Origin of the sequence: Sphingobacterium ginsenosidimutans, from assembly GCF_039536865.1 — a bacterium.
Lineage (GTDB): Bacteria > Bacteroidota > Bacteroidia > Sphingobacteriales > Sphingobacteriaceae > Sphingobacterium > Sphingobacterium detergens.
This window is the reverse complement of sequence record NZ_BAAAZK010000007.1, coordinates 484,499-501,936: the sequence shown is the minus strand read 5'-3', so window position 1 is coordinate 501,936 and position 17,438 is coordinate 484,499. Positions and strand designations below refer to the sequence as shown.

The following is a 17,438-nucleotide window of genomic DNA, read 5'->3' as shown; positions in this document are numbered from 1 at the left end:
ATTAGGTTTCGTGCACCTCGGTTAATAAATTAGTCACGTTGTGTATTTCTCTTTCGTATACGGCTTAATGACTGGGGCTTTACACCGACGTAAGAGGCAATATAATATTGAGGAATCCTTTGTACGAGTTCCGGATATTCTTTTATAAATTTTTCATAACGAATTTCAGGTGAATCCGTATAAAAAGAATTAAGGCCCCGAAGGGTTTGAACAAAAACCTGCTCTATGACCAATCTACCAAAACGTTCTCCATTCCTGATCTCGGCATAAAATATTTGAAGATCATTATAGGAAATTACAAATAGCGTACAATCTTCCAAAGCTTGAATCGCCTGCCTTGAAGGTTTTTGCGGGATAAAGCTTTCATTGTTGCAGACAAAATCCATTTCTTTACCAAATCCGTATGTTTTCTCTTCCCCATCGTGGTTGATATAATATTGCATAACACCACTGATAATAAAACCTACCTGGCGGCAAACGTCTCCTTCGGCCAAAAAGTATTCTCCTTTACCATATTTCTTTTCCCTAAAAAGTCGTGAAATAAGATCCTTATCTGATTGATCAATGGTTATGGTGCTTGCAATTGTTTTTAATAGTAATTCTATCATAGCAATTTGAATGGGTAAAAAACTCAAATTCTGTTCTTATTTAGGAAATGGTGTCCAGAAGATTTAGCCACAGTTCATAGCGTAGGCTGAAAATACCAAAACTATTCGGCCACTAAGCCTCTAATAACGCGCCATTAGGCTTGAAATAAAACTATAATTTATTCATGCTACCACTGAAAATCCTGTTGTGTAGGTTCCCCAAAAATTAATCTGTCTGAATATACCATTTTGCAATCGCTCATTTTTTTGAAAGATCCCGTATATTTACGATGGCTTTGCTATATTTCTTTTTGACATCCGATGCGACGCCATTGGCAGCCGTTGAAGTTTTAGAGATAATCTGATCTTTTATTTTATCGTAGTTTTCAGTAGCGGTCTCCACCACATGATTTGCTTTATCTTTTACCGTAGAAGACATATTAGTATACTCATCCTTGATTTTGTGTTTAACTTCCACATATTTATCCTTAGCCTGGCCTTTGAAATCCCTGGTTTTATGCTTAATTTTCTTTCTATTATCTTTACCTTTATTGGGCGAAAAAAGCAATCCTATCAAAGCTCCGACTGCCGCTCCACCGATCATTCCCAAAAGTACTCCTGTCGTATTATTTTTGTACCTGCACATAGTGTTTTACTTTAAGATTAGTAATTAATCACTAACACGCTATATTCGCAATTAATATACCAAATCCTCTAACTGCTGCTGTAAAGGATAATTTAGATAAACGACTGATTTTAGAATTATTTAATTTTGGACAAAAAAAGACAGGCAGATTCCCCAAACAATGTGTTGAACATATATAACTCTCAACCCTTACACGGGCAGATATCATTGGGTAAGATAATTGTTTCATTTTTGGGTGATATTCATTACTTTTAACTATAGGATCGTGGACGGAAGAAATCCGTCATGTAACCCAGATTTTTAACTGTTTTGAATTTGGAAAACAACCAATTAGCTCAATTCATTGAATACTTTGCGAACCTCTTCACGTTAGACGATAGAGAGGTTTCACTCTTGAAGGATAATGTAAAAATTTATACCCTACAAAGCGAGAGTAACGTCATAAACCCACCCTCAGCTATAGACAATCTCTTTTTTCTGAAAAAGGGGATCGTACGAAGTTTCTACCAGAAAGATTATAAAGAAATCAATACCGAATTCTTTTTTGAAAATGAATTTTTTACTGCGTTTACAAGTTTTCTGACCCAGGAAAAAACGAACTTATATTTTCAATGTATTGAACAATGTGATCTGATAAGTATACCAAAGGTGCTCATCGACAGATTAATCCGGGAGGATACCAAATGGAATATTTTATTGAAGAATATTTTGGCCAAAGAATATATCAAAAAATGCCGTAGGGAAAGTTCGTTTCTACTGCTGGACGCCAGTGAACGCTATCACTATTTTCTAAAACAGTTCCCACATGCAGATAATCGGATACCGCTTTTCCATATTGCTTCATACCTTGGCATGAGTCCTGAAACACTCAGCAGGATCAGAAGTAAAAAAATCAATCAAATTGATCTAAGTCAAGTAAACAATATTTAGATTTCCACACTTTTGTCATAGTAAAATTGAAGCATCTTATGGAAAAAAGAATAAAATTTGACTTCGAGATATTCTTTACGAATGGTGGTAGTATCAAAGGGGAAGATTTCAGATTAGATATATCGGGAGACAATATCAGTGACAGTGTCCTGGCGGACTATATCGTTGAAGATATGCATCTGCTCATGGTAGGAAAAGTCAATATCCTCAATAAAGAAATCCTGATTGAGCCCCATAAACGTAAACCAATTGATGAAAGTATGGCGAAAGAATTTTTAATAGATTTGAGTCATACAATCGAAGATGGATTGATAACTTACAAGGGGCTGCCGGCACCTCATATTTGCGATTATCTCTCTAGGGAACAGTCAAAACAGAACTATGACGGCGATACATCTTTTCAGATTGGAAAAATAGAGATGGTCACCAATACGGGAACTTATATTGATTGCCCCTTTCATAGATTTGCTGATGGCAATGACATAGCCCAAACTGCCTTAAAGAATTTTGCACAGCTTGACGCAGTAATGATCCATATACCGTTTACCGAAACCCTGAAAATTACGGAAGATCATCTTAAGAATAGAGAAATCAGAAATCGAGCGGTGTTAATACAGACTGGCTGGGATAGATATTGGAATACGGAGCTATATTATCAGGACCATCCATTTCTTACCGAGCAGGCGGCAATGTATCTTCGGGACTGTAACGTCAAACTTGTAGGTATTGATTCCCATAATATAGACGACACGGCTGGGAGAACAAGACCTGTTCATACCGTCCTATTGGGTGCCGGGATTTTAATCGTTGAGCATCTCTGCAATCTAAATAAATTGCCAGATCAGAATTTTAAGTTCACCGCCGCCCCGCCAAAATTTAAAGGTGTCGGGACTTTTCCGGTCAGGGCATTTGCTTCTATTGAAAGGAAATAATTATATTCAAATAAGAAATCACTTTCAGCAAAAAACACAATTACATGGGAAGTAACGTAGGATTAACAAAAGATGCAGGCTGGCAATTCGGGATCAGAAAAACCGTGCCAATGAAATTGGAAACACTGTGGAAAGCTTTTTTTTCACACCGAGGGTTAGGTTTTTGGTCTGAAGGTGTAGACCAGAATTTTTCGACAATTAAGGAATATTCACATATCCGAACAAAGTGGAGGCACCGGGATTTCGCAGAAGATGCCAATTTACAGATCAGATTTATTCCTTCGAAAAATAAAGATAAAACAACAATTTCATTTCATGTTGATAAATTAAAAAATGAAAGTCAACGTGAAATGACCAAAGATTATTGGTCAAAAGTGATTGAAGATCTAAAGCTGTTGCAGGAAACTTAAATCCCGGTGAATAGTCTGAATACGCTACTCGATAAAAACTGGGGCAATATGTTCTCCCAAAAATTCGAGCATTATTTAAATTAGGGCTTTCAGAATGAAAATGCCGTCTTTTTTTGTCACGGGGCATGCCACTATATCACTAAAGATATGGGTGCCGATAACTACATTGGCAGCTATTGGATCATAATATCGTGAAATCCCCCTTCCTTCGATGGAATCGGTGGTTGTTACTCTCACGGCATTATTATTTTCAATCGGGCAAGATATTGTTATGTATGCTATGAAAAACGCCATTGGACAAAATCGAGTTATTTATCTATATTTGGCCTACTCAATTTATTTAATGTAAATAGTCCCCTACTAATTTAAATGCGAAAACCTGTATTTATATATCTGATTTTATTTTTTATAGCTACAATTACCAAAGCTAACGCGCTTGTTTTAACAGACTCTTTAATTTTCAATCTGACCAATCTCATTCAAAATAAAGATACTTTTGTTGAGCAAAAAGAGCTTTATCTGTCCCAAATAAAAAAAAAGCTGAACAATAGCACCGACAACTTAAATCTAAAATTTGAACTACAAAAACAGCTGAGTAGCTCATACGCATCTTATAAATCTGATTCCGCTATTTACTACGCTAAGAAAAATTTGGATCTGGCAAATAGACTCCAGAATCTAAATTGGATCCTAGAAACTGAATTAGACCTTTCTTTACACTATCTGGTCGCAGGTATGTACATTGATTCCAAAGATATTTTGGATAGAATAGCTGTCAAAAAATTAAACAATCACCTAAAAATAAAATATCTGGATGCTCAAAAAAACTTTTTCAAGTTTTATGCCTACCATAACTATAACCAAAAAAATTATTTAGCAATAAGCCATACCTATCGTGATTCTTTATTAACAATGCTGGATAAAGCGTCGAATCACTACAAAATGGTATATGCAGAAAAGCTGATCGATCTGGACAAGATAAAAGAGGCTAAAGTAATCTTGAATTCAATATACGAAACGATAAAGGAGGATAGCCATGAAAAAGCAATGCTTGCCTTTGCAATTTCAGAAATATACAGAAAGGAAGGCAATGTAGGCAAACAGGGCGAATTTCTGATTATATCCGCAGGTTGCGATATTAAAAATGCGATAAAGGAAAATACTTCCATGCAGGCGTTAGCATTTTTATTGCACCAAAAAGGTTACATCGATGAATCTTATATGTGTATAAAATCATCGCTTGAGGACGCAATCTTCTGCAATGCTAAATTTAGGACCTATGAAGTTTCCCAGATTTTCCCAATTATTGATGCCTCCTACCAGGAACATCAGAAACAAAAAAAGGAGCAATTGTTTATGTTTTTAATTGTTGCTTCTGTCCTTTCCATATTATTGATACTAGCAATAATATATCTGTATAAACAGATGAGAAAAGTGAGTCGGTTCAGGCTCGAATTATTTAAAGCAAATCAGGATCTCAATAAACTAAATGACGAATTGCAAACTAAAAATCAAGAATATAAAATCGTAAACCAAAAACTATCCAAAACGAACAATTTATTGTATGAATCCAATCAGATCAAAGAGGTATACATCGGACATTTTCTTGATATCTGTTCTATGTACATCACGAAATTGGAGAAATTTCAGACCTTAATAAAGAAAATGATCATGGGAGACAAAATTTCGGAGCTCCTTAACCTGGTCAAATCTAACGAGAGAATAGACAAAGAGAAAAAGGAACTGTTTAATACTTTTGATCATATTTTTCTTCATCTGTTTCCCAGTTTTGTAGACGATTTCAACGCGTTGCTTGCCGAAGATGGAAAGATCATGCTTAAAACGAATGAGCTTTTGAATACCGAATTGCGCATCTTTGCCTTAATCCGGCTGGGTGTAAATGATTCATCTAAAATTGCTGGATTTCTCCATTGTTCCCTAAACACAATTTATACTTATCGTGCAAAAATTAAAAGCAAAGCGATCATAGATAAGGATGAATTTGATAAAAACATCATGCAGATCGGCACGATTAAAAGTATTTAGTAATAAGACTCCCGATACGTTTAAATACCCCATCTATACAGCTTTGATTCGTTGTATTACCTATCGTCCTGCGCGCCAAACTTTGATTATCTGGTACGCTAACTGCTATTTCCCAACCTAATTTACGGCCATCATATCTATATTTTTCTTTAGAAGAATACAGGAATACTCATTAATAATCAAATACTTAATCGTTTGTCAGACTTATATTTTGCGTTTGCCATCTTTTTCCTAGGATTTGGTTTCTCTAGATTTGGAACTGTAACCAATGGCTGTTTTAGAAACTACCTAAGCAGCAAAAAAGGGATAATTTATAAATTTTAAACAACCAATTTATGAGGGTAATCTATTTAAGACAGTGCCCGTCTTTAAAGTATCTATTCACTGTGTTTATGTGGATACTGATAATGACATGGGCACAAGCTCAAGAAAAAAACATTCAGGGGAAAATTCTTGATGTGACAGGTAAACCAATAGCGGGTGTTTCTATTTCCGTATCCGGAAAACCAAAAGCTACTAAAACAGATGCCGAAGGAAGATTTTCACTATCCGCAGTAAATGTCGGGGACAAATTACAGATAAGTTTTCTAGGCTATAAAAAATTAGAAAAGAATATTGATAATAGCACGGTCTATAATCTAACGCTTGAAACAAATGAAGAGAGATTGGCTGACGTCGTAGTCGTTGGCTACGGAACCCTGGATAAAAAAGAAGTAACCAGCGCCATTACGCATCTAAGCGGTAAGGATCTCAACGTATTTGGTGGAAATGGCGTACTCAATTCACTTGCGGGCAAGGTAGCAGGGCTCAGTGTGGTAAACACTGGCCAGTCGGATCCGAACTCCTCTCCCAGCCTGCAACTACGTGGTGTGTCTTCCCGCAATGCCGGACTTGGACCGCTTTATGTAGTTAATGGTGTTCCCGGAGGAAATGTTGACAACTTAAATCAAAACGATATTGAATCCATCGATATACTCAAAGGCGGTGCAGCTTCGGCTATCTATGGAACACGCGGAAGCAATGGTGTGATTATTATCACAACAAAAAAAGGCACTTCAGACCCTTACGCTTTTTATGATGGATATGCGAGTTTTGACGTACCGAATAACCGTATCCAGGTGCTGAGTGCCGAAGATTTCTTAAAACACAACCGGGGAACGGATTTTGGAGGGAATACCGATTGGTTTAAAGAAGTATCGCGCAAATTCGCCTTTAATCAAAAAAACACCCTTCAGCTAGCTGGTGGAAACAGACAAACCAATTATATCGTCTCCTTTGACCTGCGCAATGCGCATGGACTGGACTTACGTTCGGACAAGAAAGAATACGGGGCGCGGTTGAATCTGTCCCATACCTCGGCCAATAACCTATATACAGCTACTGTAACCATTGCGCCTAGATCCCTTAAAGCAAATAATGCCAGTTATAATGCATTCAATCAAAGTCTGACACTAAATCCGACATTGCCGGTGATGGATGCAAAAAATCCAAATGCATTCAATTATATCAATACCGGTTTTTCTGGTGCTTATAATCCTGTTGAAGAGCTTCGCACGGTATTGGATGGAACAGAGGGAAAGTACCTGGACTGGAATGCGGCGTTTAAACTTAACATTTTGGAAAACCTGTCTACACAGGTAACACTGGCACAACAATCTTCTGATTTTTTTGATTTCAATTTTACACCGTCCTACAATACGGGCGCGATCAATGGAAATAGTGGTAGAAATTCTGCGGGAAGAAATTATAAAAAAAGTGACCAGTATGTATTTGAATGGACAGGAAACTATAAACAAAGCTTCGGAAGACATCATATTAACGTATTAGGCGGATATGCCTATAATTATTTTCTGTATTCAGGAATGAATGCAGGTAACCAAAATTTCCCATCCGATGTACTGACGTATAATAATCTGGGCTCAGGTCAATATGACGTGCCTATTCCTACCAACCCTCAGCCTGGTGATTACACGTTTAGATCGGTTGGTTCTTACAAAAATGATGCGAAACTGATTGCTTTTTTTGGAAGGGTAAATTATGATTTGGCAAATAAATATTATGCATCGGCGAGTTTGCGCTATGAAGGTTCTTCTAAATTTGGAAGGCTGAACAAATGGGGTTATTTTCCCGCGCTCTCCCTAGGCTGGCGGATTATGGAGGAGGATTTCTTTCCGAAAGCGTCTTGGATCAATGACCTGAAACTTCGGGCAGATTACGGTGAGACCGGTAATCAGGACTTTGGCAGTTACCTTTCGTTAGATACTTATCAAGGTTATGGTTATTTTGCGTTTAACGGGGCATCATACCAAGTTTGGGGTCCCAGTCAGAATACCAACTATGACCTTCGTTGGGAAAAAGCACAGAACTTAAATTTCGGCGTCGACTTTGATCTTTTCCAACGAAAAATAAGTGGAAGTATCAATTATTATGTACGTACCAATAAAGATCTACTCGGCTCTTATAACGTTCCGGTTCCACCATTCGTGTTAACAACAACCTTTGCCAATGTAGGTACTATGAAAAATTCGGGCCTGGAGGTGCAATTAAATGCGAAGATCCTCACCCAGAAAGATTTTTCATATTCAGTGAGTTTCGCAGGGGCATCAAATAGCAATAAATTCGCTTCCTTTTCAAATGACATTTATCAGGGGCAAAACTTTCAATTCATGTCCTATATGCCTTCGCCGGGGTCGCCCGGACCAGCTCAACGGCTGGAAGAAGGACGAAGAATTGGCAGTTTCTATATGTACGAATCTGCCGGTATCGACGCCACTGGACGTTTGATGGTGTATGATAAGGACAATAATATTATACCCGGAAATACAGCTAAGGAAGAAGATAAACGTTTTGTAGGCAATGGATTACCATTGTTTACCGCTAGTTTAGGGCAGAACTTTACCTACAAAAACTTCGATCTTTCGGTATTTTTACGAGGTTCATTTAAATATGACCTCTTTAACACGACCGCTTTTTATCTCGGAACCCCTGTTACGCAATCTGGTGCGAATGTGCTCAAATCGGCTTATGGAAAGGGTAAATATGCTGCGTTGACCAATGCAGAGACCTATTCTACGCTTTCGGATTACTTCTTGGAGAAAGGTGATTTTGTTAAAATCGACAACATTACGATCGGTTACAATATCAAACCTCCTGTCAAGCAAATCAGTTCGATCCGGGTGTATGCCGTAGCACGCAATCTATATACGTTCACCAAGTTTACAACCGGTGATCCTGAAGCAATATCCGTTAATGGGCTGACACCCGGTATCAATACATCCTTGTCTTACTACCCATCGACGGCACAATTCCTAGCGGGTTTGCAGGTTAAATTCTAACGATTAAACACAACAAAAAGATGAAATTTTCATTACGTTATATAATTCCCATTTCTATAAGCACCCTAATATTGGGAAGTGCAAGCTGTACCAAGCTTGACGAAACCTTATATGATAAAATTACTTCTGACAATTTCTTACAGAAAAGAGAAGATGTGATCCGTGATTTTCTGAGGCCGTTTGAACATGCCTTTTGGTCGATTCAGGGTGGTGGTCTATTTTATGCGCAGGAGCTCCCTGCCGATCAATTGATGACTCCCAATAGAGACGGTGACTGGTTTGATGGTGGCAAATATCAGCGGGCGCATTACCACACTTGGACAGTTCAGGATGACTATACCAGCGATATGTGGAAGGCTCTTTTTCAGGGCATCAGTTTAGCGACAAACTCGCTTGAGGATATCGAAAAGGTGAATATCCAAAAAGTTCAGATCACTGAAGCGGAAAAGGCCGACTTTGTGGCTGAGCTGAAGACGCTCCGGGCATGGTTCAACCTACGGGCTTTTGATTTATACCGGAATATTCCGCTGGTAACAAAAGTAAAGGGTGAAACGGCAACTCCGCCGCAAGCGAAACCTGCTGAAACATTCGCCTTTATTGAAAAGGAGCTGAAAGATGCGATTCCCGGATTACCTCTCCGTCAGGATCTCGGCACAACGGGTATTGGTAGATGGACAAAAGGTGGTGCAGCGGCCTTATTGGCCAGGCTTTATCTGAATGCTGAAGTTTATACAGGTCAAAGCAAATATGCCGAATGTGCAGCGGTATGTCAGGATATCATCGACGGAAAATATGGTAATTATCAACTGGAAACGATTTGGTCGAAACCTTTTGATTACGATAACGCAAATTCCAGTGAAGTGATCTATGGATTCCCTGCAACTTTGGCCCGCACACACTGGCATTATACTTCGGATATGTATTGGTGGATGGCACCGCATCAGGCTCAAAATTTCTTCGGATTTACCGATTTCGGAAATATGAATACGCGCTATGCCCTTCAGCCAGGACGTGATGTGGATAGTGTCGAGTATAATTTTGCACTTGGTAAGCCCTTTATCAAATTTCAGCGCTATCCAGATGATCTCCGGTTAAAGAAATATAAAAATCTTGGCAATAGCAAAAGAGAGGGTATGTTTTTGTTCGGTTACCTCCCCTATTACAGCGATCCGACAAAATTGGTCAAAAGCAACCGAGGATATACCATCTTTGCCCGTGATCAGGTGGGATGGTTTAAGGATACTCCTCCGGGAACAAAGATCGCAGATAAGGAATCCAATATGAACCATGCCGATGACAACTCGGGCTTATGGGTGGCGAAATATCCGATATATCCTTCCAAGGATCCGAATGCCATTTCTTCGGCATTTGCGGAGATTAGACTTGCTGAAATTTATTATTCACTGGCTGAATGTAAATATAGAGCCGGAGATAAAGGATCCGCGGCAAAATTGTTGAATGCAGTGCGTAAACGTAACTATCCAAATGGCTCAAACAGTCTGTACCTGGAGTCGGGACAGCAATTGACCGATCAGGAAATGATCGATGAATGGGGTCGTGAGTTCCTGGTCGAAGGACGACGCCGAACCGATTTAATTCGTTGGGGTAAATTCAATTCTGGAAAATGGTGGGATAAAGAACCTGACAATAGTGATCATACTAAAATTTATCCTATTGGTCAGAGTGTGTTCACACTAACGCCATCATTGCAACAGAACCCCGGATACTAATCAGTTTTAGTCAGTATAAAACCATTTGAAAATGATGAAATTTAATTGGAATATAAGATTTTCGGCTTCAAAGCAACTTGGAAATATCCTGCTGTGGAGCGTATGTTTACTCTTGGTGCAGTCCTGTTCGAAAGAACTGGATGCTCCTACCCCGATGCCATTCGAAATTACTGCTATTACAGCATCTGCTGATAAGGTGGTCATTAATCCGAGTAAGCCGTCTGAGGAAGCTCTTACGGTATCATGGCCGGCATTTTCAAACGCAATGATCGCTTATAAAATAATCCTGGCTAACGGCGAGCAAAAGGATAGTGTAGCAGTTGCCGCTGGAGCGATAAGCAAACGATTTACGCAGGGTGAATTGAACGCTATACTCGTTGAGAACTTGAAGATGACTGCCAATGTAGAATCCAAACTGGATATCACGGTGCTCGGACTAATTCCGTCAAAAATGCTGTCAACTACATCTAAAACAATCAGTATACAGGTTGTTCCTGGTCCGGTCGGTGCGGCGTATGCATCCCTATGGGTGGTGGGTGATGCTACGCCAAATGGCTGGAATATCGACAACCCAAATGCGATGAAGAAAGATCCGACCAACGCCTTTCAGTTTAAGTTTAATGAAGTATTGAATGCGGGTGACTTTAAAATCCCTGTAGCGACAGGAAATTGGGGGACAGATTTCTTTATGCCTTTAACAAACCATCCAAAGCTTTCCGAAACTGCTGTTCAGCTGGTCCCGGGAGGAAATCCGGATTATAAATGGAACATTGCAAGTGCTGGCGCTTACAAGATTCTGCTTAATATCAGTGCAAGCCCTTTTATCAGGATCAAACCTTTTACGCCGTACAAGCAGATATGGCTCGTGGGAGATGCCGTGCCTTCCGGTTGGACAATAGATAACCCTACACCGATGGTGCCTACAGCCGGAAACCCTTATGAGTTTACTTACACTGGCGCATTGAAAGTGGGCGAATTTAAGATACCAACCGCAACGGGAAGCTGGGACGGAGATTTCTTTATGCCACCAACCAATGGGGAGGGAACGACAGGAAAAGATGCAATAATTATCGCTGAGGGTAAAGTCGACAACAAATGGAAAATTACCGAAGCTGGAACGTATAAAATTACCTTCAACCAGCTTTACGAAACAATTTCAATTGTCAAAAACTAAGCCGGATGAGACGGTTTTGCGATTGGCGAAGTAATCCAAAGCGCATTACAATACTGAATTTTAATAGATATATGCTAAAATAGAAATGATGAAAAAATCAATTTTTCTTTTATTTGTCGTCTTGTGCTGTAACGGGATCGTAGCACAGGGGCAGCAGTTAAAATCGCCCAATGGAAGATTTGAACTGGCCTTTGGATTGACGAAAGAAGGTACACCGACCTACGGGTTAAAGTTTAAAAATAAAGTGGTGATCAAGACCAGTAATCTGGGATTGGAACTCAAGCTCAAACCGGATGAAGAATTACACTTAAAGGGACAAACGGATGGTGAAATCCAGCTAAAAAACAGGAGTTCGCTTTATAGCAATTTTGAAATCTCCGATTCAAAGACCAGCACTTTCGATGAAACATGGCAACCGGTATGGGGAGAAACCAAAAATGTAAAAAACCATTATAATGAACTTGCTGTCACGTTAAACCAAAAACAGACGGAGCGTCAGATTGTGATCCGTTTTCGCTTATTTGATGATGGTCTCGGTTTTCGGTATGAATTCCCACGGCAGAAAAACCTAAATTACTTTACGATTAAAGAAGAACGTAGCCAGTTTGCCATGACTGGTGACCATACCGCTTATTGGATTCCCGGCGATTATGATACCCAGGAGTATAATTATACCACATCTAAATTATCTGAAATAAGGAGTTTGATGGGAAGCGCTTACGAGGGTGGAAACGTCTCTCAAACCTCTTTCTCTCCAACGGGAGTACAGACCTCGTTGATGCTAAAAACCAACGACGGTGTTTACATCAATTTACATGAGGCAAGCTGTCTGAATTATTCGACGATGCACCTCAATCTGGATGACAAAAATTTTGTTTTTGAATCTTGGCTTACACCAGATTCACATGGCGATAAAGGTAAAATGCAAGCACCTGCTACCTCACCTTGGCGAACTATTATCGTAAGTGATGATGCAAGAGAAATATTGGCATCTAAGATGACCTATAACCTGAACGAACCAAGCAAAATACAAAATACCTCCTGGATAAAGCCTACAAAATATGTAGGCGTGTGGTGGGAAATGATTTCGGGTAAGCGTAGTTGGTCCTATACAAATGAATTTCCGTCTGTCCAGTTGGGAATAACAGATTTCAGTAAGGCGAAACCAAATGGTACCCATGGGGCGACAACAGCCAATGTTAAAAAGTATATAGATTTTGCTGCAAAACATGGTTTTGGCGGTGTTTTGGTTGAAGGATGGAATATCGGATGGGAAGATTGGTTTGGCAATGATAAAGATTATGTCTTTGATTTTGTCACGCCTTATCCTGATTTTGATCTCAAAGGAATAAACGAATATGCACATTCCAAAGGTGTGAAACTGATAATGCATCATGAGACATCCGGATCTATCCGAAATTATGAGCGCCATATCGATACGGCCTATAGGCTGATGAACCAATTTGGCTATGATGCTGTAAAAAGTGGGTATGTAGGAAATATTCTTCCACTGGGTGACCACCATTATAGCCAATGGACAAATAACCATTTTCAGTATGCGGTAGAAAAAGCGGCTTCCTACCAAATTATGGTTAATCAGCACGAAGCTGTACGTCCGACCGGACTAGCACGTACCTGGCCAAATTTGATAGGCAATGAATCTGCTAGAGGTACAGAATACCATGCATTCGGTGGCATAAAACCTAATCATGTAACGATTTTGCCTTTCACAAGACTGATAGGCGGTCCAATGGATTACACCCCCGGTATTTTTGAAATGAACCTGAGCAATGGTGCCCATGTGAATAGTACATTGGCCAACCAATTGGCGCTATATGTAACGATGTATAGTCCTTTGCAGATGGCAGCAGATTTTCCAGAAAATTATGATCGTTTCCCGGATGCTTTTCAATTTATTAAGGATGTCGGGCTGGATTGGGATGACAGTAAATATTTAGAGGCGGAGCCCGGTCAATATATTACAGTTGCCCGTAAAGAAAAAAATACAGAAAAATGGTTTTTGGGAAGTGTAAATGGAAACGTCAGTAGAGCATCGAAGATAAAATTCGATTTTCTGGATGAGGGAAAGACTTATTTGGCGACTATTTATGCTGACGCGGCAGATGCAAACTATAAGACAAAACCGCAAGCGTACACCATAAAAACTATGAGAGTAACGAAAAAGGATTCTATGGTTCAACATTGTGCCGAAGGCGGTGGTTATGCCATATCGATAATACCGATTAACAAGTAAAATTCAATTTTAGCAACAATGATATAGTTTCTGTTTTTGGAATAAATTTCTGAATACAGAAACTATATTTTTTGAACATCTATTAAAAGCTAAACTTTATCGTTCCAATCAGTACTACAGAGATTCAATTGTACGAAATGAAAGTCACCAAAGCGAATGTTGTCAGCAGGACAGTCATTGTCAATTGTATCTTCATATCTTGGTTGTCTTTATTAGAATTGGCGGTTCTGAATTTTATACTTCATAACTACTTCCCTTATAACTTGATTAATCATGATGTATCAAGATACAAAATAGATAAGTAAATTAGCTACTTAATTATTTAAATGATTACTTAAATGTTAACAGGATGAAAAATATAATAAGTATAATTTTAGTATCATTACTATTTACCGCTTGCACCACAAAAAACAAAATTTATAGTTATGGAGCGAGCTACATATTCTGGTATACAAGTACTTTTAAGGAAGTAGAAGAATATTATAAAAAAGATTCAGTTACTATTTCAGGACGTGTAATTCAACCAATGGATATGACCAAGGTAGTATCTGTAAACTTTAGAAGTGCAAGTCAATCTATCTATGAAAAGGATAAGGATAAGACAGTTTTTTGCGATAAAAAAGGCAAATTTTCCATAAAATTAAAGAGAAATAGTTATGATATTTTTGTTAGCAGCCCTTCAATATCCACAGGTTTCTTTATTGATAAATTAGGTCATATAGGCGACAGTGTAGTAATCGAGATATATCCTCAAAAGCAGGCATTGAGTAGATTATTCACCTATGAATAGTAATTATTTAAGCTGTTTTGACTACTATTCAAGATCAACCTTACTAGCTGAATGGTAGGAAGTACAATCCCGATAACAACTCATGACTGCAATAAATTGATTAATTTTAGAAAAAGTCTTGATATATGTCTGATTTCATAGCGCAGCTTCAATATAGAACAACACGAGAAGGTGGAAGAAAGACACCTGCTTTCTCTAAATATAGACCACAGATCAAATTTGATTTTGACGAAATGCAAACTTCTGGTGAGCAAACATTTATTGATAAAGATATAGTGTATCCCGGGGAGGAGGTCAAAGCGGTGATTCGGATAGCTGGCGTCATATATTTTAAAGGAAGGCTAGCTGAAGGTATGTTATTTGAATTTCGGGAAGGCCCACGTGTGATTGGTACAGGAAAGATCTTACAAATATTGAATGATATATTAAAAATAGATCATTGATTGAAACTACCTGTTGAGTATATTTTTCAAATTGGTCAAATCCTTTTCCGCCAATCCCATATATGAAGTTGTCAATATTAGCACTTGCGGCAAATCATTTATTGATGCGTCATCATTTATAATGATCATTTGCTCTGATCGATCAAAAAATATATTAAGTTTAAAAGTTGAAAAGCTCCTAAATAAAATTAGGAAAGAAACAGTTGTTTATTGATGAAAGAAATGTACAGTTATAGATAATAGAATAATGAGACAATTAATTACGGCTATAGTACAAAAGCATGAGAAGGATGGTATCGACATCTATCCTGGAGCTATGCTGTCGGAGATCGATGCGTTTGAGCAAAAGATTGGATTCCCTTTGCCTGATGAGTTTAGAAGATTTTATCTCTTATGTAATGGATTTGGCTGTAATGAAGATATTTTCAATATTATACCGCTCGCTGCAATAATGGAGCACCCAGACCATTATGGAGATAATTGGTTTTATTTTTCAGAATATATGATTTATTTAGACATGTGGGGATTAAGGTTTTTGGGAGATAACTGCTATGAAATATTTAATGCATCGGATCTCACAATTGGAATGACTTCTTCGCTTACCGAATTTTTGCAACGTTTTTTAAAAGGGAATGTCTTCGACCCTGGGGGACTATATAAGTGGCATCAAGAATTGGGTATTATATCCTGAAATTTCGTCGATATCTATACGGGAAACAGTAAGTAATTCCTAATGCCGAAGTCTATATACAAAAGCGTGAATATTATTTTGCACTTTCAAAAGATGGGAGTCCTTCTTTTGATTTGGATGTTTTGAAGTTCATTGTTGAGAATGCCAATATTGTTTGGATGGATTCTGATTTATTATCAACAAGCAATGCCGTAGGGTACTGATCCCTTTGTCCATACAAAGTCTTTTATTATTGATGCTCCGAAAAATAAGACAGACCTTTTAAATCTTCCAGTAAAGTTGGACGAACCGAGTTCTACTAGAGGTAATATTTTCAGTTCTTTACAAAATTACATATATTGGATTTGAAATAAAGGTTATTTGTTCTCGAATACCATTCCTTGATTTTTTTGGAAAAACGATAAATTAGTTAATTACTCTTACTATGCTACATTTAATTAAGTCCAGCAGGTACTATCCGGCATTCTTGCTCATATTACTCTTCTCATTAAAAGGCTTAGAGGTAAGGGCGCAATTGTTTGATCAGGACAGCCTGAAATTAATATCTCGGCAGTTTGCATTTACAGAAGGGCCGGCAGTGGACAAGGACGGGAATATCTATTTTACTGACCAGCCTAATAACAAAATCTGGAAATACAATACAGAAGGTCATCTTTCTCTTTTTAAAGATTCAGCCGGCCGTGCCAATGGACTGTACTTTAACCATCGCAGTCAGCTACTTGCCTGCGCAGATGAAAAAAACGAAATTTGGTCAATAAGCAAAGATGGCAAAGTTACCGTCCTGCTGTCAGATGTAGATGGAAAGAAACTGAATGGTCCAAATGATCTTTGGGCAGATAAGAAAGGTGGAATTTACTTTACAGATCCCTACTACCAACGTGACTACTGGAGCAGAAAAAAACCGGAGATAGAAGGGCAGAAAGTTTACTACCTCCCTCCGGGAAAAGGTAAAAAGCCAATAGTAGTGGCTGATGATGTAGCTAAACCCAACGGCATTGTAGGATCGCCCGATGGAAGATACCTATATGTAGCGGATAGGGTACGAAATAAAACTTACAGGTATACCATTGAATCTAACGGTAAGCTCAGCGGACAGAAGGCGGTCATCGACCAAGGCTCTGATGGGATGACATTGGACAATCAGGGAAATGTTTACCTTACGGGGAAAGGTGTTTCTATCTATAGTCCGATAGGCGTATTGATAGGACATATTGAGGTAATAGAACCATGGACATCCAACGTCTGTTTTGGAGGCAAAGATCGAACTGACCTATTTATCACAGCTTCAACAGCAATTTATTGCCTCCCAATGCGTACAAAGGGAGTAGAATAAATTTTCTGTCTTCAGCAGTTGGCGTAAACGGCAATTTAGTAAGCTCTACTGAATTATATGGACAGTAATTATATATCCAGACTTGGCACTTATTACAGATTCTTTGGATAAACATATTGACGCTATTAAATTATTAA

The 17,438-nt window shown here is 38.5% G+C and carries 14 protein-coding genes; 12 read left to right on the top strand and 2 right to left on the bottom strand.

From position 1 onward, the window contains the following. Positions 1–29: 29 nt before the first annotated feature. Together ABFX33_RS14445 and ABFX33_RS14440 are read right to left on the bottom strand one after the other, a co-directional pair. Positions 30–608 carry a Crp/Fnr family transcriptional regulator gene (locus tag ABFX33_RS14445; RefSeq protein WP_257090446.1) on the bottom strand — a complete coding sequence of 193 codons (579 nt, stop codon included), beginning with the start codon at positions 606–608 and terminating at the stop codon, positions 30–32. 238 nt (positions 609–846) lie between these two features. Next, positions 847–1,233, bottom strand: a complete 387-nt coding sequence (locus ABFX33_RS14440; RefSeq protein ID WP_346086583.1) for a YtxH domain-containing protein — start codon at positions 1,231–1,233, stop codon at positions 847–849. A gap of 315 nt (positions 1,234–1,548) precedes the next feature. Between ABFX33_RS14440 and ABFX33_RS14435 the strand changes: the two genes are divergently transcribed. The 12 genes from ABFX33_RS14435 (at position 1,549) to ABFX33_RS14380 (ending at position 17,301) form a co-directional block, all read left to right on the top strand. After that, positions 1,549–2,163, top strand: a complete 615-nt coding sequence (locus ABFX33_RS14435) for a Crp/Fnr family transcriptional regulator (protein WP_346086582.1) — start codon at positions 1,549–1,551, stop codon at positions 2,161–2,163. Between the two features lie 38 nt (positions 2,164–2,201). Then, positions 2,202–3,095 (top strand): cyclase family protein, encoded by an 894-nt coding sequence (locus ABFX33_RS14430; RefSeq protein ID WP_346086581.1) that lies wholly within the window; start codon positions 2,202–2,204, stop codon positions 3,093–3,095. 44 nt (positions 3,096–3,139) lie between these two features. Next, a complete protein-coding gene (locus ABFX33_RS14425; RefSeq protein ID WP_346086580.1) occupies positions 3,140–3,505 on the top strand; it encodes an SRPBCC domain-containing protein in 366 nt (121 codons plus the stop codon). A gap of 369 nt (positions 3,506–3,874) precedes the next feature. Next, positions 3,875–5,551, top strand: a complete 1,677-nt coding sequence (locus ABFX33_RS14420) for a DUF6377 domain-containing protein (protein ID WP_346086579.1) — start codon at positions 3,875–3,877, stop codon at positions 5,549–5,551. Between the two features lie 392 nt (positions 5,552–5,943). Next, complete coding sequence (locus tag ABFX33_RS14415) at positions 5,944–8,886, top strand: SusC/RagA family TonB-linked outer membrane protein (RefSeq protein WP_346086578.1); 2,943 nt, start codon at positions 5,944–5,946, stop codon at positions 8,884–8,886. A gap of 20 nt (positions 8,887–8,906) precedes the next feature. Continuing rightward, positions 8,907–10,616 (top strand): RagB/SusD family nutrient uptake outer membrane protein, encoded by a 1,710-nt coding sequence (locus ABFX33_RS14410; RefSeq protein ID WP_346086577.1) that lies wholly within the window; start codon positions 8,907–8,909, stop codon positions 10,614–10,616. 31 nt (positions 10,617–10,647) lie between these two features. After that, complete coding sequence (locus ABFX33_RS14405) at positions 10,648–11,790, top strand: SusE domain-containing protein (RefSeq protein WP_346086576.1); 1,143 nt, start codon at positions 10,648–10,650, stop codon at positions 11,788–11,790. A gap of 88 nt (positions 11,791–11,878) precedes the next feature. Continuing rightward, positions 11,879–14,044 carry a glycoside hydrolase family 97 protein gene (locus ABFX33_RS14400; protein WP_346086575.1) on the top strand — a complete coding sequence of 722 codons (2,166 nt, stop codon included), beginning with the start codon at positions 11,879–11,881 and terminating at the stop codon, positions 14,042–14,044. Between the two features lie 349 nt (positions 14,045–14,393). Further along, positions 14,394–14,834, top strand: a complete 441-nt coding sequence (locus ABFX33_RS14395; protein WP_346086574.1) for a hypothetical protein — start codon at positions 14,394–14,396, stop codon at positions 14,832–14,834. Between the two features lie 125 nt (positions 14,835–14,959). After that, positions 14,960–15,277 carry an EF-Tu C-terminal domain-related protein gene (locus tag ABFX33_RS14390; protein WP_346086573.1) on the top strand — a complete coding sequence of 106 codons (318 nt, stop codon included), beginning with the start codon at positions 14,960–14,962 and terminating at the stop codon, positions 15,275–15,277. 247 nt (positions 15,278–15,524) lie between these two features. Continuing rightward, positions 15,525–15,968, top strand: a complete 444-nt coding sequence (locus ABFX33_RS14385; protein ID WP_257090416.1) for an SMI1/KNR4 family protein — start codon at positions 15,525–15,527, stop codon at positions 15,966–15,968. 424 nt (positions 15,969–16,392) lie between these two features. Next, positions 16,393–17,301: an SMP-30/gluconolactonase/LRE family protein gene (locus ABFX33_RS14380; protein WP_346086572.1), complete on the top strand. Its 909-nt coding sequence runs from the start codon at positions 16,393–16,395 to the stop codon at positions 17,299–17,301. The last annotated feature ends 137 nt before the right edge of the window (positions 17,302–17,438 follow it).